Annotated in this window: 30 protein-coding genes and 1 tRNA gene; 1 reads left to right on the plus strand and 30 read right to left on the minus strand. The window is 61.1% G+C overall.

Annotated features, from left to right (window positions below; all coding sequences use genetic code 11):
• Positions 1-73 precede the first annotated feature (73 nt).
• The 29 genes from H3T90_RS03500 to H3T90_RS03640 all read right to left on the minus strand — a co-directional run bounded on the left by H3T90_RS03500 (position 74) and on the right by H3T90_RS03640 (position 21,365).
• Positions 74-2,086 (minus strand): ABC transporter ATP-binding protein, encoded by a 2,013-nt coding sequence (locus H3T90_RS03500; RefSeq protein ID WP_198229628.1) that lies wholly within the window; start codon positions 2,084-2,086, stop codon positions 74-76.
• Positions 2,079-3,884 carry an ABC transporter ATP-binding protein gene (locus tag H3T90_RS03505; protein WP_332468232.1) on the minus strand — a complete coding sequence of 602 codons (1,806 nt, stop codon included), beginning with the start codon at positions 3,882-3,884 and terminating at the stop codon, positions 2,079-2,081. Before H3T90_RS03505 ends, H3T90_RS03500 begins: the two co-directional genes overlap by 8 nt.
• Before the next feature lie 312 nt (positions 3,885-4,196).
• Complete coding sequence (locus H3T90_RS03510) at positions 4,197-4,769, minus strand: adenylate kinase (RefSeq protein ID WP_198229629.1); 573 nt, start codon at positions 4,767-4,769, stop codon at positions 4,197-4,199.
• A 248-nt stretch (positions 4,770-5,017) separates the two neighbouring features.
• Positions 5,018-6,346: a preprotein translocase subunit SecY gene (gene secY / locus H3T90_RS03515; protein WP_110413369.1), complete on the minus strand. Its 1,329-nt coding sequence runs from the start codon at positions 6,344-6,346 to the stop codon at positions 5,018-5,020.
• Positions 6,347-6,531: 185 nt separating this feature from the next.
• Positions 6,532-6,996 (minus strand): 50S ribosomal protein L15, encoded by a 465-nt coding sequence (gene rplO / locus H3T90_RS03520; RefSeq protein WP_110425730.1) that lies wholly within the window; start codon positions 6,994-6,996, stop codon positions 6,532-6,534.
• A 2-nt stretch (positions 6,997-6,998) separates the two neighbouring features.
• The gene (rpmD, locus tag H3T90_RS03525) at positions 6,999-7,184 is read right to left on the minus strand and encodes a 50S ribosomal protein L30 (protein WP_045924814.1); all 186 of its coding nucleotides are present in this window, start codon (positions 7,182-7,184) and stop codon (positions 6,999-7,001) included.
• Positions 7,184-7,945 carry a 30S ribosomal protein S5 gene (gene rpsE / locus H3T90_RS03530; protein ID WP_024626785.1) on the minus strand — a complete coding sequence of 254 codons (762 nt, stop codon included), beginning with the start codon at positions 7,943-7,945 and terminating at the stop codon, positions 7,184-7,186. The genes rpmD and rpsE overlap by 1 nt, the downstream gene beginning before the upstream one ends.
• Complete coding sequence (rplR, locus tag H3T90_RS03535) at positions 7,942-8,313, minus strand: 50S ribosomal protein L18 (protein ID WP_015022343.1); 372 nt, start codon at positions 8,311-8,313, stop codon at positions 7,942-7,944. The genes rpsE and rplR overlap by 4 nt, the downstream gene beginning before the upstream one ends.
• Before the next feature lies 1 nt (position 8,314).
• On the minus strand, positions 8,315-8,854 hold the full coding sequence (rplF, locus tag H3T90_RS03540) for a 50S ribosomal protein L6 (RefSeq protein WP_046323303.1): 540 nt from the start codon (positions 8,852-8,854) through the stop codon (positions 8,315-8,317).
• 16 nt (positions 8,855-8,870) lie between these two features.
• On the minus strand, positions 8,871-9,269 hold the full coding sequence (gene rpsH, locus H3T90_RS03545; RefSeq protein WP_024626787.1) for a 30S ribosomal protein S8: 399 nt from the start codon (positions 9,267-9,269) through the stop codon (positions 8,871-8,873).
• 80 nt (positions 9,270-9,349) lie between these two features.
• A complete protein-coding gene (locus tag H3T90_RS03550) occupies positions 9,350-9,535 on the minus strand; it encodes a type Z 30S ribosomal protein S14 (protein WP_015022346.1) in 186 nt (61 codons plus the stop codon).
• Position 9,536: 1 nt separating this feature from the next.
• Complete coding sequence (gene rplE / locus H3T90_RS03555) at positions 9,537-10,109, minus strand: 50S ribosomal protein L5 (RefSeq protein WP_046323304.1); 573 nt, start codon at positions 10,107-10,109, stop codon at positions 9,537-9,539.
• A complete protein-coding gene (gene rplX / locus H3T90_RS03560) occupies positions 10,106-10,441 on the minus strand; it encodes a 50S ribosomal protein L24 (protein WP_015022348.1) in 336 nt (111 codons plus the stop codon). The genes rplE and rplX overlap by 4 nt, the downstream gene beginning before the upstream one ends.
• Before the next feature lies 1 nt (position 10,442).
• Positions 10,443-10,811, minus strand: coding sequence for a 50S ribosomal protein L14 (gene rplN / locus H3T90_RS03565; RefSeq protein ID WP_015022349.1), 369 nt, complete (start codon positions 10,809-10,811; stop codon positions 10,443-10,445).
• Between the two features lie 79 nt (positions 10,812-10,890).
• Complete coding sequence (gene rpsQ / locus H3T90_RS03570; protein WP_015022350.1) at positions 10,891-11,157, minus strand: 30S ribosomal protein S17; 267 nt, start codon at positions 11,155-11,157, stop codon at positions 10,891-10,893.
• Positions 11,158-11,159: 2 nt separating this feature from the next.
• Positions 11,160-11,423, minus strand: coding sequence for a 50S ribosomal protein L29 (rpmC, locus tag H3T90_RS03575; RefSeq protein ID WP_015022351.1), 264 nt, complete (start codon positions 11,421-11,423; stop codon positions 11,160-11,162).
• The gene (gene rplP / locus H3T90_RS03580; RefSeq protein WP_015022352.1) at positions 11,423-11,842 is read right to left on the minus strand and encodes a 50S ribosomal protein L16; all 420 of its coding nucleotides are present in this window, start codon (positions 11,840-11,842) and stop codon (positions 11,423-11,425) included. The genes rpmC and rplP overlap by 1 nt, the downstream gene beginning before the upstream one ends.
• Before the next feature lie 3 nt (positions 11,843-11,845).
• Entirely contained in the window at positions 11,846-12,691 is an 846-nt protein-coding gene (rpsC, locus tag H3T90_RS03585; RefSeq protein ID WP_198229630.1) for a 30S ribosomal protein S3, read from the minus strand.
• On the minus strand, positions 12,691-13,050 hold the full coding sequence (gene rplV / locus H3T90_RS03590) for a 50S ribosomal protein L22 (RefSeq protein WP_015022354.1): 360 nt from the start codon (positions 13,048-13,050) through the stop codon (positions 12,691-12,693). Before rplV ends, rpsC begins: the two co-directional genes overlap by 1 nt.
• Positions 13,051-13,071: 21 nt before the next feature.
• On the minus strand, positions 13,072-13,350 hold the full coding sequence (gene rpsS, locus H3T90_RS03595) for a 30S ribosomal protein S19 (protein ID WP_198191386.1): 279 nt from the start codon (positions 13,348-13,350) through the stop codon (positions 13,072-13,074).
• 15 nt (positions 13,351-13,365) lie between these two features.
• The gene (gene rplB, locus H3T90_RS03600; RefSeq protein WP_198191385.1) at positions 13,366-14,196 is read right to left on the minus strand and encodes a 50S ribosomal protein L2; all 831 of its coding nucleotides are present in this window, start codon (positions 14,194-14,196) and stop codon (positions 13,366-13,368) included.
• 35 nt (positions 14,197-14,231) lie between these two features.
• A complete protein-coding gene (gene rplW, locus H3T90_RS03605) occupies positions 14,232-14,534 on the minus strand; it encodes a 50S ribosomal protein L23 (protein ID WP_110452588.1) in 303 nt (100 codons plus the stop codon).
• Positions 14,535-14,539: 5 nt separating this feature from the next.
• Positions 14,540-15,214 carry a 50S ribosomal protein L4 gene (rplD, locus tag H3T90_RS03610; protein ID WP_015022358.1) on the minus strand — a complete coding sequence of 225 codons (675 nt, stop codon included), beginning with the start codon at positions 15,212-15,214 and terminating at the stop codon, positions 14,540-14,542.
• A gap of 4 nt (positions 15,215-15,218) precedes the next feature.
• On the minus strand, positions 15,219-15,872 hold the full coding sequence (gene rplC / locus H3T90_RS03615) for a 50S ribosomal protein L3 (RefSeq protein WP_198229631.1): 654 nt from the start codon (positions 15,870-15,872) through the stop codon (positions 15,219-15,221).
• 16 nt (positions 15,873-15,888) lie between these two features.
• Positions 15,889-16,197, minus strand: a complete 309-nt coding sequence (rpsJ, locus tag H3T90_RS03620) for a 30S ribosomal protein S10 (protein ID WP_006295278.1) — start codon at positions 16,195-16,197, stop codon at positions 15,889-15,891.
• Between the two features lie 286 nt (positions 16,198-16,483).
• Complete coding sequence (adhE, locus tag H3T90_RS03625; RefSeq protein WP_408610689.1) at positions 16,484-19,213, minus strand: bifunctional acetaldehyde-CoA/alcohol dehydrogenase; 2,730 nt, start codon at positions 19,211-19,213, stop codon at positions 16,484-16,486.
• Positions 19,214-19,567: 354 nt separating this feature from the next.
• Positions 19,568-20,059, minus strand: a complete 492-nt coding sequence (gene rpsI, locus H3T90_RS03630) for a 30S ribosomal protein S9 (protein ID WP_046323306.1) — start codon at positions 20,057-20,059, stop codon at positions 19,568-19,570.
• Positions 20,060-20,079: 20 nt separating this feature from the next.
• The gene (gene rplM / locus H3T90_RS03635; RefSeq protein ID WP_198229633.1) at positions 20,080-20,529 is read right to left on the minus strand and encodes a 50S ribosomal protein L13; all 450 of its coding nucleotides are present in this window, start codon (positions 20,527-20,529) and stop codon (positions 20,080-20,082) included.
• A 203-nt stretch (positions 20,530-20,732) separates the two neighbouring features.
• Positions 20,733-21,365 (minus strand): AbrB family transcriptional regulator, encoded by a 633-nt coding sequence (locus H3T90_RS03640; RefSeq protein WP_046323308.1) that lies wholly within the window; start codon positions 21,363-21,365, stop codon positions 20,733-20,735.
• Positions 21,366-21,473: 108 nt separating this feature from the next.
• Here H3T90_RS03640 and H3T90_RS03645 point away from each other — a divergent pair, with 108 nt between their 5' ends.
• Positions 21,474-22,136, plus strand: coding sequence for an IMPACT family protein (locus tag H3T90_RS03645; protein ID WP_198229634.1), 663 nt, complete (start codon positions 21,474-21,476; stop codon positions 22,134-22,136).
• Between the two features lie 198 nt (positions 22,137-22,334).
• Here H3T90_RS03645 and H3T90_RS03650 read toward each other — a convergent pair.
• Positions 22,335-22,421: transfer RNA gene (locus H3T90_RS03650), tRNA-Ser, on the minus strand.
• Positions 22,422-22,452: the final 31 nt, after the last annotated feature.

Below are 22,452 nucleotides of genomic sequence, written 5' to 3' on the forward strand. Positions count from 1 at the left end.
GGCCCATCGCGGACCGACCCCCTACACTAACGTCGCTTATGCTGGATCATGCCTTTGGCAATCCCGGAGAGCCCTACTCCAGTTCCAAGGCTCCGGTGTAGAGCTGGTAGTACTCGCCATGCTTGGCTATCAGCTCATCGTGATTGCCACGCTCGATGATTCGCCCATGGTCAAGGACCATGATCACATCAGAGTTGCGAACCGTGGAGAGCCTATGGGCAATGACGAAGACCGTCCTACCGCGCATCAGCGCGTCCATGCCCTGCTGGACCACCTCCTCGGTCCTGGTGTCGATCGAGGAAGTGGCTTCGTCCAGGATCATGGCCGGAGGATCCGCCACAGCCGCCCTGGCAATGGAGATCAGCTGACGCTGACCTTGCGACAATCCGCTTCCATCCCCCTCGAGAACGGTCTGGTAGCCCTGGGGAAGCATGCGGATAAAGCTGTCAGCGTTGGTCATTTTGGCGGCTTCGATGCACTCCTGGTCAGTGGCATCCAAACGTCCGTAGCGGATGTTGTCCAGGACTGTGCCGGTGAAGAGGTTGACGTCCTGAAGGACGATGCCCAGGGAACGGCGGAGGTCAGGCTTGCGGATGTTCCTCACATCGATCCCGTCATAGAGGATCTGCCCCTGTTGGATGTCGTAGAAGCGGTTGATCAGGTTGGTGATCGTGGTCTTGCCAGCACCAGTGGCCCCGACCAGAGCAACCTTCTGTCCAGGCTTAGCGAACCAGGTGATGTCGTGCAGGACAGGCTTGCTCGGGTCATACCCGAAGCTGACGTCGGTGAATCGCACATCCCCTTGCAAGAGGGTGTATCGCCCATCAGGAGAGGTGATTGCCTGATCCTTGGCCTTCAGGGCCACATCTCGGGCATCGCCGGGAAGCTTCATGGCGGCCTCCAGCGAGCGCCTGCCATCGTCATCTGCCTCACGCTTCCAAGCCCAGTGCCCTGTTTCGTGGTCGACGGGGGTCATGGTCCGGCCGTCCGAGGCCAGCTCGACGCTGACCAATCTGACCGTACCCTGGTCTGATTCAACAGGCTGGTCCATCAGGTCGAAGATCCGCGAGGCTCCGGCCAAGGCCATCATGACCATGTTGAACTGCATGGAGACCTGGCCGATGGGGTTTACGAAGGAGCGGGATAGGGTCAGAAGGGAGACGATGGTTCCCAGGGTCAGCGGCCCTGCCCCGGTCAGTCCTACGTTGCCCATGCCCGCGATGCCGGCCAGCCCGCCTACGATTGCCAGAATGACATAGAGCAGGTAGCCCATGTTGCCCACGACCGGCATGGTGACATTGCCGTAGGTGTTGGCTTGGGCCGAGGCCTGGAAGAGCTCCTCATTCCGCGCTTCGAAGACCTTGGCGGTGGCATTCTCGTGGTTGAAGACCTTGATGACCTTCTGCCCGTTGACGGCCTCTTCAACGAAGGCGTTCACCTGGCCCAGATAGCGCTGCTGGTGAACGAAGTACCGGCCGCTTCGGGTGACCAGAACCCGGACCACCACAATCAGGACCGCCGCAAAGACCAGGGTCAGGACGGTGAAGGGAATGGAGAGCCAGAGCATGGAGATCAGGGCTGCCAGGGCGGACAAAACCGAGGAGACCATCTGCGGGAAGGACTGGGAGATGGCCTGGCGGAGGGTATCCGTGTCGTTGGTGTAGCGGCTCATGGTGTCGCCGTGCTCATGGGTGTCGAAAAAGCCGATGGGCAGCTCCTGCTGGTGGGCGAACATCTGGTCGCGGATGGTTTTCAATGTGCCCTGTTCCACCTTGACAATCAGCCAGTTCCAGAACCAGGAGCAGAAGGTCCCTACCGCATAGAGGCAGCCCATCAGGATCAGGGTCCTCATCAGCGGTCCCCAGTCAGGGTTGGCGGCCCCGACCAGCGGCAGGATGTAGTGATCGATCAGTGGCTGAAGGAAGAAGGCCGATGCGGCTTGGGCCCCGGCGCTGACAATGATGCAGACTACGATCACCACCAGCTGCCAGCGGTAGGCCAGCAAGTAGCTGAAGATGCGACGGGTCGTCCCCGGCGCGGCCTTGTCCAAGCGGGGCTTGCGGTCCTTGAATGATCCGTCACTCATGGTCCTTGTCCTCCTCGCTCTGGTTCCTGGTCTGTGATTCGTAGATGGATCGGTACTCCTGACATGTTCGCAGAAGCTCCTGGTGGGTGCCCTTGTCGAGAATCCTGCCCTCTTCCAGGACAACGATCATGTCAGCGTCCTCCACAGAGGCCAGACGCTGGGAGATGATGATCTTGGTGGTATCGGGAATCTCCTGGCTGAAGGCCCGGCGGATCAGCTGGTCGGTCTTGGTGTCCACGGCGCTGGTTGAGTCATCCAGAATCAGGATGTCAGGTTTCTTCAGAAGGGCACGTGCTATGCACAGACGCTGTCGCTGACCACCAGAGAGGTTGGTGCCGCCCTCATCCAGGTAGGTCTGATACCCATCGGGAAACTCCCGCACGAAACCGTCAGCCTGGGCCAGAGTGCAGGCGCGCACCAGATCTTCGTCCGAAGCATCAGGATTGCCCCAGCGCAGGTTCTCGGCGATGGTCCCGGTGAAGAGGACATTCTTCTGAAGCACCATGGCCACCTGGTCGCGCAGGACGGTCAGGTCGTACTGGCGCACATCCACCCCGCCCACCTGAAGGGACCCTTCGGTCACGTCGTAGAGACGGGGTATGAGCTGGACCAGGCTGGATTTGGAGGAGCCGGTCCCGCCCACGATGCCCAGGGTCGATCCCGAGGGAACGTCCAGATTGATATGGCTCAGAACGGGACGTTCGGACCGATCCGAGTAGCGGAAGGTCACATCCTGGAAGCTTATGGAGCCGTCGGCCACCTTCATAACCGGTTTGGCGGGATCATGCACGGTGCTGACCTCGTCCAACACCTGGCAAATGCGCTCCGCCGAGGCCTGGGAGATGACGACCATGACCACGATCATGGAGACCATGTTCATGGCCATCATGATCTGGATGGCATAGGTGACCAAGGCAGTCAGATCGCCCGTGGTCAGCCCCAGGGCCGCATTGTTCCCGGATGCCACGATCTGGGAGGCTCCCATCCAGGATATGACCAGCAGAGAGGCGTAGATGCAGAAGTTCAACAGCGCCGGGTTCAGGCTCATGATTCTCTCGGCCTTGCAGAAGGCCCGGTAGATGGCCAGAGAAATACCGTTGAATTTGCGCTCCTCGTAGTCCTCCCGGTTGTAGGACTTGACCACTCTGATGCCCTGAAGATTCTCGTCCACCACATTGTTGAGGTGGTCGTAGGTGTGGAAGACCCGCTCAAAGATAGGGTGCACCAGCAGGGACAGACCGATCAGCCCGAAGCCCAGGATGGGGATGGCGATCAGGAAGACCAAGGATATGGGCCTGGAGATCTTATAAGAAAAGAGCCAGGCGACGATAACCATGATCGGCGCCCTGACCCCGACCCTGATGACCATCTGATAGGCGTTCTGCAAATTGGTCACATCGGTGGTCAATCTGGTGATGATGGAACCGGTGGAGAAGCGGTCGATGTTGGTGAAACTGAAGGACTGCACCTTGGCGAAGAGGTCGCTGCGGACATTCTTGGCCAGGCCGGAAGAGGCGATGGCCGCATACCGCCCGGACATGAACCCGGAGAAGAGGGAGACGGCCGAGCAGGCCAGCAATATCAACCCGAATTTGAAGATGGCCGGCATGGACCTCCCCGAGACTCCTTGGTCGATCAGGGAGGCCATGATGGTCGGAATCACAATTTCAAGGACGCTCTCCAGAAAGACGAAGGCTGGAGCTAGAAAACTGGCCTTCCGGTATTCGCGCAGTGAGCGCAGAATGGTTCGGATGGTGTGCTTCGGACGCGCTGGTTCCTGTTTATCCGATCTGACCACGGATGCCGTAGACCCCTTCAAGTGGACCTCTTCTGTTTCTATTGATTTCTCTATCTTTTACGGCCAATCACCGACATGCAATACCCCCGGAAGAGGGTCTGAATGCAACTAGGCTATCATCCTCTCCGCCAGAGTTGGGCGGACGCGCGGGGATTTCCGCCCACCACAAAAAGAAGCTGTCAAGCCCCCTGGGGCCATGCAGCTTCTATGCTTGGGTTAGTCTTAGTGGCGAGCTGTGCCAGTGTGTTCTGAACAAGGCCTTCTTACGGTTAATTCAGCTGGCGACAACCCTTTAGCCTGACAGGCTATGAATTAGCGCTTGTCCAGCTGCGCGATAATCTCCTTGGATATCTGCTCGACCGCTCCCTGACCGTCCACTGCGACCAGAAGGCCACGAGACTTATAAGTGTTCAGCAGGGGTGCGGTCTCCTTGGCATAGATATCCAGACGCTTGGCGATGGCCTCGGGGGTATCGTCTGCTCGCCCCTCTTCCTTGGCTCGCTGGGCGATGCGCTGCATAAGCACGTCATGGTCGGCGTCCAAGGCCACCACAGCCGTCAGCGGAGTGTCAAGCTCTTTGAGCATCTTGTCCAGGGCCTCGACCTGGGAAGCCGAACGGGGGTAGCCGTCCAGAATCCAGCCCTGGGCGGCGTCATCCATGCCAAGACGGTCCTTGACGATCTTATTGGTCAGCTCGTCTGGAACCAGCTCACCCTTGTCGGTGTAGACCTTGGCCTGCTTGCCCAGCTCAGTTCCGTTCTTCAGGTTGTATCGGAAAATGTCGCCGGTGGAGATGGCCGGAATCCCGTAATGCTTGCTGAGCAAGGCTGCTTGCGTGCCCTTGCCAACACCTTGAGGTCCCATGATCAACAGTCGCTGTGCCATTCCCTATCCTTTGCTCGATGTTCTATGTTCTTGACTCTTTGGTTCCGGACGGTCTTAGCCGTCTTTGCCGGGCAGAACCCTCATTTACGTATGCTAGCGGCTACCCGACCCAATACAGGTTCCACTTACTGAACCCATGCAAACTGTCTTCCCGCGACACAAAAGAATCCGGCCCCTTGCCACCAAGGGCCAGGGCCGGACCTTCATTTGTTTTAATCTGACAGCACTTGCAGGTGCTTAAGTTAGGGTCAGCCTTCCTTGTGGTCGCCCTCCAGCAGGAAACCAGTGTACTGGAACTGCTCGGTCTGGGCCCTGGCCTGACGCAGGGTGTCCAGGCCGACGCCGGCGATAATCAGGATGGTGGTGCCGCCGAAGGGCAACTTAGAGTTGATCTTCAGCAACATGATTAGCACCGTGGGTATCAGCGCCACGAAAAGCAGATAGATGGCGCCGACTGTATTCAGCCGATTCATCACGTATGACAGGTACCGGCTGGTGGCGCGTCCGGCCCTGATGCCGGGGATGAAACCGCCGTACTCCTTCATGTTGTCGGCCGTCTCATCGGGGTTGAAGGTGATGGAAGTGTAGAAGAAGCAGAAGAAGACGATCATGACCGAGTAGAGCACGATGTACCACACCGAGGTGGTGTTGGCCATGTTGGCATCAATCCACTTGACCCAGCTCTGTTCGGGCTTGCCGAACTGGGCAATGAGGGTGGGAATAGCCAGAATGGATGAGGCGAAGATGGGAGGAATCACGCCTGACATATTGATCTTGAGTGGCAGATAGGTTGAGGATCCGCCGTACATCTTGCGGCCGATCATCCGGCGGGTGTACTGGACGGGTATGCGGCGCTGAGCCAGCTCAACATAGTCCACCAGAATCAGAATGACCACCAAGACAGTCACAACGATGCCGAACTTGACCCAGTCGCCGTTCTTGCCGTTGGTGCCCCAGCCGATGTTCCAGAGCTGAGGCAGGAAGCCGGAGCAGATGGAGATGAAGATCAGGACGGACATGCCGTTGCCAATGCCCTTGTCAGTAATTAGCTCGGCCATCCACATGATCAGGCCTGTGCCGCCGGTCATGATCAGAACCATGACCACCAGGTTCCAGACCGAACTGTCAGGGATAACCTGCTGCTGGCATGCCCCGTTGAAGAGCGCGCCGTTGCGGGCAGTGACCAGAATAGTCGTGGACTGCAGCACCGCCAGGCCGATGGTCAGATACCTGGTGTACTCGGTCAGCTTGGCCTCGCCGGACTGACCCTCCTTGTGCAGAGCCTCAAAGCGTGGAATGACCACACGCAGCAACTGCACCACGATGGATGCGGTGATGTAGGGCATGATGCCTAGCGCGAAGATGGACAGCTGCAACAGAGCCCCGCCCGAGAACAGATTGACCAGGCCGATGAAGTCCTCATTGCCGGCTGTGGTGATGCACTTCTGCACGGCAGGATAATCCACACCTGGGGTAGGTATGAACGACCCGATGCGATAGATGATGATGATGCCAAGAACAAAGAGGATTTTCTTCCTCAACTCCTTGGTCTTGAAGGCCTGGATTAACGTCCTCACCTAAGTTCCCTCCCTACGCGCCCACGCGTTGGTCCCGGTGCATCGCACCTTATTGCTCCGACCAGCTTAACCGATGGCTCCGTCAAATCCCGACGGCAACCTGGCCGGAAACGAATTCCGGCCCTCGCCCGCTTGGAGCGGGGAGGGCCGGAATCATCTGCCTTGCGGTCTGTCCCCTATGAGTGTCAGTCCTCAGAGACGGACCCGCCTGCGGCTTCTATCTTGCTTTTGGCCGAGGTCGAGGCCTTTACGCCCTTGAGGGTGAAAGCAGCCTTGACATCGCCATCACCCAAGACCTTGACGGGGTGGCCCTTGCGGACCGCTCCCTTGTTGACCAGATCCTCGACAGTGACCTCGCCGCCGTTGGGGAAGAGTCCTTCCAGAGCACCCAGGTTGACCACCTGGTACTCCTTCTTGAAGGGACTCCTGAACCCACGCAGCTTGGGCAACCGCATGTACAGGGGCAGCTGGCCGCCTTCAAAGCCCGGACGGACTTGGTAGCGTGCCTTGGTGCCCTTGGTGCCACGACCGGAGGTCTTGCCCTTGGAACCCTCGCCGCGACCCACACGGATGCGGTCACGCTTGGCACCCGGAGCAGGACGCAGGTCATGCATCTGCAGGATGGTGGGCTCTTGCTTCTCGCTGGCCATAATCAGTCTGCCTCCTCTACGTTCACCAGGTGGCGGACCTTGTCGGCCATCCCCCGGTAGACGGGGGTGTCCTCACGCAGGACTGTCTGGCCGATCTTGTGAAGGCCCAGAGACCTGACGTTCTCCTTCTGGCGGTCGGTGGCATGAGCCACGCCCTTGACCAGGGTGATCTTGATCTGCTTGGTCATCACTCACCTGCCTTCGACTGCTCGTCAGCCTTGGCCTTGGCCTCTTCGCGCTCCTTGCGCTCGTCGGCGATGCCGGCGGCACGTGCGCGCAGGAGGGAGTCAGGGGCGACCTCCTCCAGGGGCAGGCCGCGGCGTGCCGCGATCTCCTCAGGCTCCTCCAGCTGCTTCAGGGCAGCTACAGTGGCCCGCACCATGTTGACGGCTGTGGCCGAGCCCATGGACTTGCTCAGAATGTCGGTGATGCCTGCGCACTCCAGGACGGCGCGAACCGGACCACCGGCGATGACGCCGGTTCCTGGGGCTGCAGGCCGCAGGAGAACCGTTCCGGCTGCATCGTGGCCGATCACCGGATGGGTTACGGTTCCGCGGATGCGGGGAACAGTGAACATGTGCTTCTTGGCGTCCAGCTGACCTTTGGAGATAGCTGCGGGGACCTCACGGGACTTGCCGTAGCCAACACCCACGGTGCCCTTGCCGTCGCCCACGACCACCAGAGCCGCGAAGCTGAAGGTTCGGCCGCCCTTGTGGACCTTGGAGACACGGTTGATGGTCACGACCCTGTCGAGCATGTCGTCACGCTCGTCGCGGTCGCGGCGACCACGACGGCCATCCCTACGGCCGTCACGGGAGCCGCCCCGACGACCGCCGCGGCGATCATCGTTCCGGTCGTTCCGGTCCCTTCTGCCACCCTGGCTGGACTGAGCGTTTGTGGAATCTTCAGTCACCTGGGTTGTTTCCTTTGTCGTTTCGTTGTCGCTCACAGTGCCAAACCTCCCTCACGGGCGCCTTCCGCAACCGCTGCGACCCTTCCGTGGTACTTGTTGCCACCACGGTCGAAGACCACGGTGGTGATGCCAGCCTTCTTGGCCTTGGCCGCGATCTGCTCGCCGACCTTGCGGGCGGCCTCGGTCTTGGTGCCCTTGAAGGAGCCGTAGTCCGAAGCCATAGTCGACTCGCTGACCAGGGTGACGCCCCTGGTGTCGTCGACGATCTGGGCGATCATGTTGCGGTTGGTCCGTGTGACCACCAGACGGGGACGCTCTGCCGTGCCGGATACATGCTTGCGCAGACGGGCATGGCGGCGCAGACGGGCGATCTTCTTGCCTTTGCCTAGTATCGAGACCGTCATATCACTTACCAGCCTTTCCAGCCTTGCGCAGGATGTGCTCGTCGGCGTATTTGATGCCCTTGCCCTTGTAAGGCTCGGGAGCACGCAGGGCGCGGATGTTGGCCGCAGCCTGGCCGACAGCCTGCTTATCGATGCCGGAGACGACCACTTCGTTGGCGTTCGGTGTCTCGAAGGTGATGCCCTCCGGGGGGTCGACAGTGATGGTATGCGAGTAGCCCAGCGAGAACTCCAGGGACTTACCCTTGGCAACCACTCGGTAGCCTGTGCCGACGATCTGCAGGTGCTTGCTGTAGCCCTTGGAGACGCCCTCGACCATGGATGCCACAATGGAGCGGCTCAGGCCATGCTTGGCCTTGGTGGTGCGGTCCTCGTCGGCGGGGGTCATGATGATCTCATTACCCTCGACTTTGCCGGTGATGCCCTCAGGCAGCGTGCACCCGTCGGAGCCCTTGGGACCCTTCGCGGTGAATTCCTGGCCCTTGAAGGCCACCTCCACACCTGCCGGAACGGCGATGGGGAGCTTACCAATATGCGATGCCATGTTCAGCTCTCCTTTCTCACCATACGTAGGCGACGATTTCGCCGCCGATGCCCCTGTCGAGGCATTCCTTCTGGGTCATCAGTCCCGAGCTGGTCGAGATGATGGCGATTCCCAGCCCGCCCAGCGGCATGGGCAGGGAATCCGATTTGGCATAACGGCGCAGACCGGGCTTGGAGACACGCTTGATTCCCTGAATGGACTGGCGTCCATCGGGACCGTACTTGAGCGTGATCTCCAGATCCTGCCCGACGCGCGCCTCCTTGGCGCGGTAATCGGCGATAAAGCCTTCGCGCTTGAGAATCTGCGCGATGTTCGCCTTGAACTTGGAGTACGGCATGTCGACTGTTTCATGCTTGGCCGCACTCGCATTACGCAGACGTGTCAGCATGTCTGCGATGGGATCTGTCATTGTCATGTGGGCTTATGCCCTTCCTCGCCGTGGTTTCCGCCGCCGGGCAGAAATCTGCCTCGACCGCGGACCTTCAGCGTCGATCTTTACCAACTGGACTTCGTCACACCCGGCAGCTCGCCGCGATGCGCCTTCTCACGAAGGCAGATGCGGCACAGGCCGAACTTGCGATAGACGGAATGAGGACGACCGCAGACCTGGCAGCGCGTGTAGCCACGCACCTTGAACTTCGGCTTGCGTGCCGCCTTGTTTCTCAGAGCGGTTTTTGCCATATCAGTTCTCCTTGAAGGGGAAGCCCAGCTGCTTAAGCAGCGCCCGGGCCTCCTGATCGTTCTTGGTGGAGGTCACCACTGTGATATCCATACCACGCTGGTGATCGATCTGATCAGGATCGATCTCGTGGAACATGGACTGCTCCGTGAGACCGAAGTTGTAGTTGCCCTGGCCGTCAAACTGACGGTCGCTGATGCCGCGGAAGTCGCGGATGCGGGGCAGAGCCAGGGTCAGCAGTCGATCCAGGAACTCCCACATGCGCACGCCACGTAGAGTGGCGAAAGCGCCGATGGCCTGTCCCTCACGCAGGTGGAACTGCGCCACGGACTTCTTGGCCTTGGTGATCTTGGGCTTCTGGCCGGTGATGGCCGTCAGATCCTTGACTGCACCCTCGATCAGTTTGGAGTCGCGTGCCGCGGCACCCACGCCCATGGAGACCACGACCTTCTCGATCCTGGGCACCTGCATGGGGTTGGAGAACTTGAACTCCTTCTCCATCTCGGGCACGATGTTCTCGCGGTACTGCTGCAGCAAACGAGGGACTGCCGGTGCTTCAACGGTGGTATCGCTCATGACAGCTCCTTGCCTGACTTCTTGGCGAAGCGGGTGCGCACGACCTTGACCTTGCCGTCACGCGCCTCCTCCTTGATGTTCACGCCGATGCGAGTCGGCTTCTTGGTCTCCGGGTCGATGACCATCACGTTGGAGCGATGGATGGGCGCCTCGGTCGGGACAATGCCCGACTCCTGACCCTGCTGGGTGGCCCGCACATGCTTCTTGACGATCTGAATACCCTCGACGATCAGGCGGTCATTGGGCAGAATCCGCAGAACCTTGCCCTCCTTGCCGCGATCCTTGCCGCGGATGACCTTGACCTGGTCGCCTGTCTTGATTTTGGCTACCACTTCAGATCACCTCCGGTGCCAGGGACACGATCTTCATGAAGCGCTTGTCGCGCAGCTCACGACCGACCGGTCCGAAGATACGAGTGCCGCGGGGCTCACGACCGGTGCCGAGGATGACTGCCGCGTTCTCGTCGAACTTGATGTAGGAGCCGTCATGGCGACGGTGCTCCTTTACGGTACGGACGACAACCGCCTTGACGACCTCGCCCTTCTTGACCGACCCGCCGGGTATGGCATCCTTGACGGTGGCGACGATCACATCGCCAATGCCGGCATAGCGTCGCTTCGACCCGCCGAGCACGCGGATGGCCAGGATCTCCTTGGCACCCGTGTTGTCGGCGACCTGAAGCCGCGATTCCTGCTGAATCATTGATTCTCCTTAGCCGCGCTGGTTCTCCGCAGACACCCCGCGCCAGGGCGGGATGAAATGCGGAGCCTGGCCGAACTTGTTACTTGGCGCGCTCGACGATGGAGTCGAGACGCCAGCGCTTGGTCTTGCTCAGAGGACGGGTCTCCATGATACTCACGAAGTCGCCCACATGGGCCTCGTTCTTCTCATCATGGGCCTTGACCTTGCGGTTGCTGCGGACGACCTTGCCGTACAGGGGGTGGGTCGAACGCTGCTCCAGCTCTACGGTGATGGTCTTGTCCATCTTGTCGGACACGACGTAGCCGCTGCGAACCTTGCGGAAGTTGCGCTCCTGCTTGTCAGCCATGCTTACTTCTCCTCAGCTTTGCTCTCGGCCTTTGCTTCGGCGGGCTCCTGGCTGATGCCCAGCTCGCGCTCACGCAGGACGGTGTACATCCTGGCGATGTCGTGCTTGACGGCCTTGAGGCGGGAGGTGTTCTCCAGCTGACCGGTGGCCGACTGGAAGCGCAGGTTGAACAGCTCTTCCTTGGACTTCTTCAGGAAATCCTCGATCTCCGCATTGGTCTTTTCATTCAGATTCTTGATGGAATACTCGGCTGTTCCGACTGACATCAGATGTCACCGCCTTCACGTGCAATAATCCGGCACTTCATGGGAAGCTTGTCAGTAGCGCGGCGAAGGGCCTCGCGGGCCACATCCTCGCTCACGCCGCCAATCTCGAAGAGCACCCGGCCAGGACGAACGTTGGCCACCCAGAACTCAGGCGCACCCTTGCCGGAACCCATTCGTGATCCCAGGGCGTGCTTGGTCAGGGGACGATCCGGGAAGACCGTGATCCAGACGCGGCCACCACGCTTGATGTACCGAGTCATGGCGATACGGGCTGCCTCGATCTGCCGGTTGGTCAGGTAGGCCGGAGCCAGAGCCTGGATGCCGTAATCGCCGAAAGCGATCTCGTTGCCGCCCTTGGACATGCCCGAACGACCCGGACGATGTTGCTTGCGGTATTTAGTCCTCTTTGGGATAAGCACGGCTCACTCCTTTGCTTCGGTTGCGACGGGGGCCGAGGCGGTCTGCTCCTGAGCTGCCGCCGGCGGCGCGGCCACACCGCTGTTCTGCTTGGCTGCATCCTGCTCACGGCGGGTGCGTCCCTCGGAGGGACGGACCCCACGGCGAGGACGACGATCGCCACGCCGACCGGGGCGGTTGTTCTGCTGAGCCTGCTGCTCCTCGAACTGACGCTCCGTCATGTCGCCCTTGTAGATCCAGACCTTGACGCCGATACGTCCGTAGGTGGTCCTGGCCTCGAAGAAGCCGTAGTCGATCAGGGCGCGCAGAGTCTGCAGGGGCACACGGCCCTCACGGTAGAACTCCGAACGGCTCATCTCGGCTCCGCCCAGGCGGCCGGAAAGCTTGATCCTGATGCCCTTGGCACCGGCCCGCATGGCATCCTGCTGAGCCTTTCGCATGGCACGGCGGAAGGTGACGCGGTTGGTCAGCTGCTCGGCGATGCCCTGAGCCACCAGCTGGGCATCGATGGAGGCGTTCTTGACCTCGAAGATGTTCAGCTGGACCTGCTTGCCGGTGATATTCTCCAGCTTGGCGCGCACGCGCTCGGCCTCTGCTCCACGACGACCAATGACGATGCCTGGCCGGGCGGTATGGATATCGACGCGCACACGGTCACGGGTCCGCTCGATGACGATCTTAGAGACGCCTGCGCGCTCCAGATCCTTGTTCATCTCCTTGCGGATCTTGTCGTCCTCAAGAACGAAGTCGCTGTAACGCTCCCCCGCCTTGTTGGAGTCGGAGTACCACTTGCTGCGGTGCTCCTCGGTGATGCCGAGTCGGTACCCAAACGGGTTGATCTTCTGCCCCATTATCGGGCTCCTTCCTTGTCGGCCACCACGACGGTGATGTGGCTGGTCCGCTTGTTGATGCGGGCAGCACGACCCTGGGCGCGGGCGCGGAATCGCTTCAAAGTGGTGCCCTCGTCCACGTAGGTCTCCCGAACCACCAGCTCGTTCTCGCGGAAGGGCTGGTTGGCCTTGTCCGCCTTGACACGCGCATTGGCGATGGCGCTCTCCAGGCACTTGCGGACCGGAACGGCCGCGTCCTGGGGGGCGAACTTCAGAATGGTCACGGCCTCGGTCGCCTGCTTGCCTCGGATGAGGTCGACGACGCGGCGAGCCTTGCGAGGCGTCACGCGAACGTGACGTGCAATTGCCTTAGCTTCCATGTGTCTCTACTCTCCCTCGCCTCAGCGGCGTACTTTCTTGTCGTCCTTAACGTGACCCCTAAAGGTCCGGGTGGGGGCGAACTCGCCGAGCTTGTGGCCGACCATGGCCTCGGTGACGAAGACCGGGACATGCTTGCGGCCATCGTGCACAGCGAAAGTGTGCCCGATGAAGTCCGGGGTAATCATGGAACGACGGGACCAGGTCTTGATGACGTTCTTGGTGCCCTTCTCGTTCTGCTCGTCGACTTTCTTCTGCAAGTGGGCGTCGACGAATGGGCCCTTCTTGATGCTACGAGTCATCTTTCCGACACTCCCTTACTTGCGGTTCTTACCATTTGGACGACGACGCACGATCATCTTGTTGGAGGCCTTCTTGGGCCTGCGGGTGCGGACCTCGCCCTTGCCCCAGGGAGACACTGGCGGCTTGCCGCCACGAGTGCGTCCACCATGCGGGTGGTCGACCGGGTTCATGGATTCACCACGGGTGATGGGCCGGTGGCCCATCCAGCGGGCACGTCCAGCCTTGCCAAGCTGGACATTTGCGTGGTCGTTGTTGCCGACCTCGCCCACTGTTGCACGGCAACGGGAGTCGACGTTGCGAATCTCGCCGGAGGGCATACGCAGCTGGGCGTAAGCCCCGTCCTTGGCCACCAACTGGACGGCAGCACCAGCCGAGCGGGCGATCTTGGCGCCGCCCAGAGGCCGCAGCTCAATGGCGTGGACGATGGTGCCGGTGGGGATGTTGCGCAGAGGCAGGTTGTTGCCGGGTTTGATGTCGGCCTGGGGACCAGTCTCAATGACGTCGCCCTGCTTGATGCCCTGCGGAGCGATGATGTAGCGCTTCTCGCCATCTGCAAAGTGCAGAAGGGCAATGCGGGCCGAGCGGTTGGGATCGTATTCGATCTCAGCCACCTTGGCGGGCACGCCATCCTTATCCCAGCGACGGAAGTCGATGAGACGGTACTGGCGCTTGTGCCCGCCGCCGCGGTGGCGGCTGGTGACGCGACCATAGGAGTTGCGTCCGCCGGTCTTGCTCAGCTTGCGGACCAGCGACTTCTCGGGCTTTGAGCGCGTGATTTCGGCGAAGTCCGAAACCGAGGCGTTGCGACGGCCCGCGGTCGTCGGCTTGTATGTACGGATAGCCATAATCTAGTTCTTCCTTAACTTTTCTCGGCTAGCCTTCAGTTATTGGTACCGAAGACATCGATCGACTGGCCCTCGGCCACCTTGACGATGGCACGCTTCTCGGCGTTGCGACGACCCCAGCCCGTACGGGTCCGGGTCCGCTTGCCCTGCCGATTGAGGGTGTTGACCGATGTGACCTTCACATTGAAGATCTGCTCGATGGCCTGCTTGATGGCGACCTTGTTGGCATCAGGGTCCACCACGAATGTGTACTGGCCGCGGTCCGAGTTGGCGTAGCTCTTCTCGGATACGACCGGACGCAGAATGATGTCGTGCGCTGGCTTGTGAATAGCTGCCATGAAAATCAGGCCTCCTTGACGGTCTCGGACTTGGCGCCGCCCTTGACAGCCAGGAAGGCATCGAAGCCATCCTTGCTGAAGACGACATCCTCTGCCGTGACCACATCGTAGGTATTGAGCTGATCGGCGAAGAGAACGTGGACGGTGGGCAGGTTCCTCACGGAGAGCCACTCGTTGATGTTCTCACGGGACAGCACGACAGTGGTGAATCTGTTGTCGACCAGGGGCAGCAGGGCTGCCTTGGCGGCCTTGGTGGACGGGGTCTCGCCAATGCCGAAATCGACCACGTGCACGCGTCCGGCGTTGACCCGGTCGGACAGGACGTAGCGCAGGGCTGCGGCCTTCATCTTCTTGGGAGTGCGCTGGGAATAGTCGCGCGGCTGCGGGCCGTGGACAATGGCACCACCGGTCCACTGGGGAGCGCGGATGGAGCCCTGACGAGCACGACCGGTGCCCTTCTGCTTCCAAGGCTTGCGGCCGCCGCCGGAGACGGTGGACCGGGTCTTGACTGAATGCGTGCCCTGGCGGGCTGCAGCCAGCTGGGCGACGACCACCTGGTGGATCAGCGGCACGTGTGAGCGGACATCCTCCTCGGCAATGCCGAAGATCTGCTCGGGTGCATCCACGGTCCCGGTGTTCTTGCCCTGGGCGTCGGTGATGTTCAGAGTCAACTTAGCCATGGTTTCAGGCTCCCTTCACTGCCGAACGAACCAGGACGATGGCGCCGCGGGGCCCGGGCAGGGCACCCTTGATGGCGATAACGCCCTTCTCGGCATCTGCGGAGACGATGGTCAGATTCTGGACGGTCGAGGTGTCGTGACCCATGCGGCCGGCCATCCGCTTGCCCTTTAGAATGCGGCTGGGCGTGGCGCAGGCACCCACTGAACCGGGACGGCGCTCGTTCTTGTGCGAGCCGTGGGTGCGGCGGTAGGACTTGAAGCCCCAGCGCTTGATAGTGCCGGCGAAGCCCTTGCCCTTGGTGGTGCCGGTCACATCGACCTCGCTGCCCTCGGGCAGCAGGTCCAGGCCCAGCTCCTGGCCGGGCTGATAGCTCTCAGCATCGGCGGTGCGAACCTCGACCAGATGACGACGCGGGGTCACTCCAGCCTTGGCGAAGTGGCCAGCCAGCGGCTTGGTCACCTTGGTGGGGTCGATCTGCCCGTAGCCGATCTGGATGGCCTGGTAGCCGTCCTTCTCCTGATTCTTGACCGCGGTCACCACGTTGGTGGACACGTCCACCAGGGTCACCGGGACGAAGAAGCCGTTCTCGTCCCAGACCTGGGACATACCCAGCTTGCGGCCCAGGAGAGCCTTGCGGTTCCTCTGCTCTTCAGCCATGCGGTTTCCTCCTCCCCTACAGCTTGATCTCGATGTTGACGTCCGCCGGCAGATCGATGTGCATCAGCGAATCCACTGCCTTGGGCGTGGGATCCACGATGTCGATCAGGCGCTTATGGGTGCGCATCTCGAAGTGCTCGCGGGAGTCCTTGTACTTATGAGGAGAACGGATGACGACATACACGTTCTTCTCAGTCGGCAGCGGAACGGGGCCAACCACAGTTGCGCCCGCGTTCGTCACCGTCTCGACGATTTTCTTCGCCGATTGGTCGATGACCTCATGGTCATAGGACTTTAGCCTGATGCGGATTTTCTGTCCCGCCATTGCCGTCCGCCCTTTCTAGCGATCTATGAACTGATTACCCAGTCTGTTTCGAGGGCACGGAACGACGGCCACAAGGAGACATTCCTCCCGACAGGCCTCAGCCGGATCCATGCGCAGCCGTGGAGAATCCCGTGGGGATGGGACTCCTCGCTGCACCCGCTATTGTGATTGACAAAATGCGAGCCCAAAACAGGCAACTTTCTTATTAAAGCACGAGGGTTCCCCTAGAAGAATCCGGGCGTGTCGCGCTTCTTCCAGGGGAACCCACGACTCAATTACGACCCTGTCAGACCCGCCGGGAGGCCTCCTGAGCCGCTCCATCACCTTGACGGGCGACCCTCATCCGGTGGCCCTCCTCCTGACTGACCCCATAGTATGCGGCCACGGCGATGTCTTTCATGTCCTCAATCAGCGGAATGCGGGGGTTGGCAGGCGTGCACTGGTCCTCATAGGCGCGCATGCCGATTTGATCCAAGGACTGCCAGTAGATGTCCTCGTCCACTCCGGCTGCCTGGAAGGAGGCATCCATGCCCAGGCGCTCGTCCCTGTAGGATTCAACGGCACGGGCCAAGAGCTCCACACCCTCCTCGGGGGTAGATGATTCGATGCCTAGCACATGGGCCATCTGCCTGTAGCGCTCCGCAGCCACATACTCGCTGTATTTGGGCCAGCTGGTCGGCTCGTCCGGGACCCGTCCGTTGTAGCGGATCACATAGGGCAGGAGGATGGAGTTGGCGCGTCCATGGGCCACATGGCAGAGGGCTCCGATGGTATGCGCCATGCCGTGGCACATGCCCAGGAAGGCCGAACCGAAGGCCATGCCTGCCATGGTCGCCGCATTGTGCATCTTCTCCTGGGCGCGCATCTTGGCCTCACCGCCGGCAGTGCCCACGGCAGGCTCCAGGTTGTCCCAGATCAGCTTGGCGGCGTGCAGGGCCATAGCGTCGGTGTAGTCATTGGCATAGACCGAGACGAAAGCCTCAATGCAGTGGGTCAGAGCGTCGAAGCCCGAGTCACAGGCCAGCCTCTTGGGCTGGGTACGAGCCAGAACCGGATCCACGATGGCCACGCTTGGGGTCAGGGCATAGTCGGTAATGGGGTACTTATAGCCGGTCTTATGGTCGGTGATGACCGCAAATGGGGTGACCTCCGAACCTGTCCCCGAAGAGGTGGGGATGCAGACCAGCCTGGCCTTGGTGCCCAAGGGCGGAATCTTGAAGGCCCGTTTGCGGATGTCGAAGAACTTCTCCCGAACATCGGCAAAGGAGATCTCCGGGTGCTCATAGAGCAGCCACATGATCTTGGCTGCGTCCATGGGGCTGCCGCCACCCACGGCGATGATGGTGTCGGGGCCGAACTCGTCACGCATCATGGTTGCGCCGCGCTCCACCGTCTCAACGCTGGGCTCCGGCTCTACATAGTCAATGATGCGGAAGGTGACCGGCTCGGACCGGGCGCGCAGCTGATCAATGATCTTGTCGACGATCCCCAGCTGCTCCATAACCTTGTCGCATACGATGACGGCCCGGCGGATGCCGAACATGTCGCGCAGGTAGCGGACTGAGTTGGGCTCGAAGTAGGTCTTGGCCGGCACCTTGAACCACTGCATGTTGTTGTTCCTCCGCGCAATCCGCTTGACGTTGATCAGATTGACCGCCTGGACGTTGCCCGAGACCGAGTTGCCGCCGTAGGAGCCGCAGCCCAGGGTCAGGGAGGGGGCGATGGCATTGTAGATGTCGCCGATGCCACCCAGGGAGCTGGGCTGGTTCCAGACGATCCGGCAGGCGTGCATGCGCTGGCCATACTCGCGCACCAGCCTCTCGTCATCGGTGTGTATGGCTGCCGTGTGCCCGGCGCCGTAGCGTAGCATCTGCTCGCAGAGAGTGAAGCCCTCCTCCTTGTTGCTGGCCTTGAGCACAGCCTGAACCGGAGCCAGCTTCTCCAGGGTCAAGGGTTCCATGGGGCCGACCTGGTCGCATTGGGCAGCCAGAATGGTCGCATCCTCGGGTATCTCGAAGCCGGCCTTACGAGCGATGGACTGGGGGGACTTACCCGGAACCTCGGAGTTGAGCCGGGGAGCGGGTGCATCGGCACCGGCATGGGCCCGCACTCCGAACATGTACTCCTCCAGCTTGGCCTTCTCCTCAGGATTGACGAAATAAGCCTTACGCCGCTTCATCTCCTCGATCACCCGGTCATACACATCCTGATGGGCGATGATGGCCTGCTCTGTGGCGCAGATCATGCCGTAGTCAAAATGCTTGGACAGGATCAGGTCATTGACGGCCCTGGGCACGTTGACCCTGCGGTCCACATATGCCGGGGCATTGCCGGCTCCTACACCCAATGCCGGCTTGCCCGAGGAGTAGGCGGCCTTGACCATGCCAGTGCCGCCGGTGGCCAGAATGGTAGCCACACCGGGGTGCTGCATCAGGGCGCCGGTGGCCTCGACTGAGGGGTGCTCAATCCACTGGATGCAATCCTGCGGAGCGCCTGCCTCGATGGCGGCATCTCGAACGATCCGGGCCGCCTCCACCGAGCAGCGCTGGGCGTAGGGGTGGAAACCGAAAACGATGGGACAGCGGGTCTTCAAGGCCAGCAGCGACTTGAAGATGGCAGTCGAGGTGGGGTTGGTCACCGGAGTCACCCCGGCCACGACTCCCACCGGCTCGGCCACCTCGATGATGCCGTCCACGTCGTCTTCGCTGATGATGCCCACGGTGCGCTGCCTGGCCAGGTAGTTGGTCACATGCTCGCAGGCGAAGATGTTCTTGGTGGCCTTGTCCTCCACCAGGCCGCGTCCGGTCTCGTCCACGGCCATCTGCGCCAAATGCAGGTGCTTGTTCAGGGCTGCAATGGATGCCTTGGCCACGATCCGGTCCACCTGTTCCTGGTCGAGCTTCTCAAAGGCGCGTAAAGCCGCCTGTGCGCGGACAACTAACGCATCCACTTCCAGGCGGGCCAGCTCACTGCTGTCGGCCGGGCTGCCTTCCCTGACGACTGGCGGCTCCTTCACTTGATGCTCATGCTTCTGCTTCTGCGTTTCAGCCAAGATATTGGCCCTCCTCATGTTCCGCGGATTCCGATCAGGACCAGCAGACAGTCTCCAGACCGTGCAGATCCATGAAAGGCTTCCGTCATAACGTGACGAAAGTCACAATATAGACCCGAGGGGGCACCATTGAGCCCCAGGATGAGCGAACGTTCGCTTGAAGCGTGTCGTGTGGGAATTCGTGGTTTTTCTGGTCATTTTCCGCGCCCGAACGTGCGCTTTGCCGTTCGCTTCAGACTGGACCCGCCAGGCATGAATCCAGGCATAAAAAATCCCCAAGGTCCGTGAGAACCTCGGGGATAGAAGAAACTGCGGACGTCAGCGCTTGGAGAACTGCGGGGCGCGACGGGCCTTGTGCAGACCAGCCTTCTTGCGCTCCACCACGCGGGCGTCACGGGTCAGGAACCCGGCCTTCTTCAAGGCAGGACGGTTGGCGTCCCTATCGATGGCGTTCAGGGCGCGTGCAACGCCCAGCCGGACTGCGCCGGCCTGGCCGGTCACGCCGCCGCCATCGACGCGAACAACCACGTCGAACTTGTTCTCGAGCTTGAGCAACACGATAGGCGAGTTGACCTCGCGCTGGTGCAGCTTGCTGGGGAAGTACTCCTCCAGGGTGTGCCCGTTGATGCTCCACTTGCCGGAGCCCGGGATCAGACGAACGCGGGCGACTGCCTCCTTGCGACGGCCAGTGCCGTAGCCCGGCTCGATGGCGGAGGTGCCGGTGCCTGCACCGGCGTTGGTCTCGGAAGTGTAGGAAGCACTGGTCTCCTCGGCCTCAAGAACCGCGGAGCTGTTGTTGTTTTCAGCCATGGTGATTATCTCCTCTGGTCCTACTTGGCCTGCTGGGCGACCTGATGGATCTTGTACTCAATGGGCTGCTGTGAGGTGTGAGGATGTTCCTCGCCTGCGAAGACCCGCAGCCTGGTCAGCTGGACCTTGGCCAGCCTGTTCTTGGGCAGCATGCCTTTGACCGCCGTCATGATGATGCGCTCGGGGTTGTGCTCCATCAGCTGCCCGTAAGAGTCGCGACGCAGGCCGCCGGGACGACCGGAGTGGGTGTAGAGCACCTTGTCGTTCTTGTTGCCCGTCAGCACCATCTTGGAGGCGTTGATGACGATGACGTTGTTGCCGGAGTCGGCGTAGGGTGCATAGGTGGGCTTGTTCTTGCCGCGCAGCAGATCGGCCACCTGAGCTGCCAGGCGCCCCAGCACCACACCGGAGGCGTCGACGATATACCAGTCATGTGTCAGATCGGCTGGTTTCGGGGTGAAAGTCTTCACGATTCAACCTTTTCCTTGCATTGTGTTTCAGGCTCTCCGCGCCGCATGCTGCCATGCCGGCCGAAAGCCATGTATTCCGTGGGCTCCCTTAAAGTCCTAGACGGCGAGTGGGAAAAGCGCTTTGAGGACCCCTTAGGGAAACACAACAATCCATTATTGTAACGCCTGTATGCCGTTCGTCAAAATTCGCGTCCGCTCCTGTCTCAACGGGAGGCAGCCGCCCGTGCCACCTGACCGTCCGGGTCCTTGCTCAGGGCCTCAAGGGTCGCCTGTCCCGTGTTGGGATTCAGGGCCACGGCCCGGCGCACCATGGCGGCCAGCACATGGGGGGCATCCTGCTCCGCGCGGGTGCCCAAAGCTCCCAGGAAGTCTAGTGTCTCGGCATCGGTTCGTTCGTCCTGGGCGCCTTCCAGACGCATCTTCCAAGAGGTCATAGGGTTGGTCAGCGCGGCAGCCCTGACTCCGGCGTCGTCATCCTTGGTGAGCAGACCTGCCAGCCAGTTCTTGTCGTCCTTGTTGGCGGCCACCGCCCGGCGGACCTCGGAGCTGGAATCCTGGGAGAGCTTGACCAGAATGTTGGGAAAGGGCATGGTCTGCGCCAGGTAGACCCTGTCCTCCACCGGCGTGTGTTCATTGCCAGCCACCGCCTCCAGCAATGCCGTGAAGCGGGAGAAAGCAGCCTGATCTGACCTGTCGGGCAGTGGGCTGCGGGCGAATTCGTGCAGCTCAGCCGTATCCGTGGAGTGCCTGAGCCTTTCATAGAAGACGGTCAGGGCCTCGTGGGGCTTGCCGGCTGACGGAGGTTCGGTTTCCGGTTGGTCCTGAGGATTGGTCATGCGGCCAGCTTAGGTCGCCTCCTTGATATCAGACTCGGCCCGGAATCCCCTCTAACATGGAGATAGCGCAGGAACCGAGGAGACGGTAGGCATAGGAGGCAAGCCGATTTGCTCACCATATTGGATACGCCGCAGAAACCGGCCACAGGCTCTCTGACCGAGCGGAAGTCCGAGTTCATCGGCCAGGCCTGCCATGTGGAGGACCAAGATGCGGCCATGGCCTTCGTCCAAAAGGTCCGCTTACAGCACCCCAAAGCCCGGCACGTCTGCCACTGCGCGATCTGGGGACCCGAGGGCCGCACCAGCGAGCGCATGAGCGATGACGGAGAACCCTCAGGAACGGCCGGCAAGCCCATACTTGAGGTCATGCGTCGACAGGGACTGACCGATTGTGTCCTGACCGTGACCCGATACTTCGGGGGGATCCTTCTGGGATCAGGGGGGTTGATCCGAGCCTATTCCTCAGCAGCCTCCCTGGCACTCAAGGCGGCAAGATCGGCACGTGTGCTCCCGACGGAGCGCTTCACGATTACCGTGGACTACCCGGAGTACGACTCCCTTCGCCGTCTGATCCGCACCTCTGGGGGACACATGGAAAGCGAGGACTTCACTGACCGGGTGCGACTGACCTACGACCTGGAGCCCGCGGCGGTGCCAGCCTTTCATGGTCGGCTGGACGACCTTCTGCAGGGCCGTGTCCAGCCCAGTGCACTGGGCGAAGGCCGCAGGCTGATTCCCCTGTCCGGAGACCAAGCTCCATCTAGCACATGATGGGCAGGACGGGCCATGCAGCCATTGCCCAGTTGTGATCTACCCTGCCAGACAGGCTTATGCCAGGCACCATCGGGTCCGCCACTCACAGATTTGGATCCTCCCAGGCCGAATCCCTGCAAAGGACAAAGGATTAGACACCAATGGCAATAAATAAGACCGGTGATCGTGCAAAATCAACAATCACCGGCCATCAGGCGGAGACGAGGAGATTCGAACTCCTGGACCGCTTGCGCAGTCAACACCTTAGCAGGGTGCCCCTTTCGGCCACTCAGGCACGTCTCCATGCTGGCTCCCGATCCGGGACCTTAGTCCC

The organism is Bifidobacterium polysaccharolyticum, from assembly GCF_016101585.1.
Classification (GTDB): Bacteria; Actinomycetota; Actinomycetes; order Actinomycetales; family Bifidobacteriaceae; genus Bombiscardovia; species Bombiscardovia polysaccharolytica.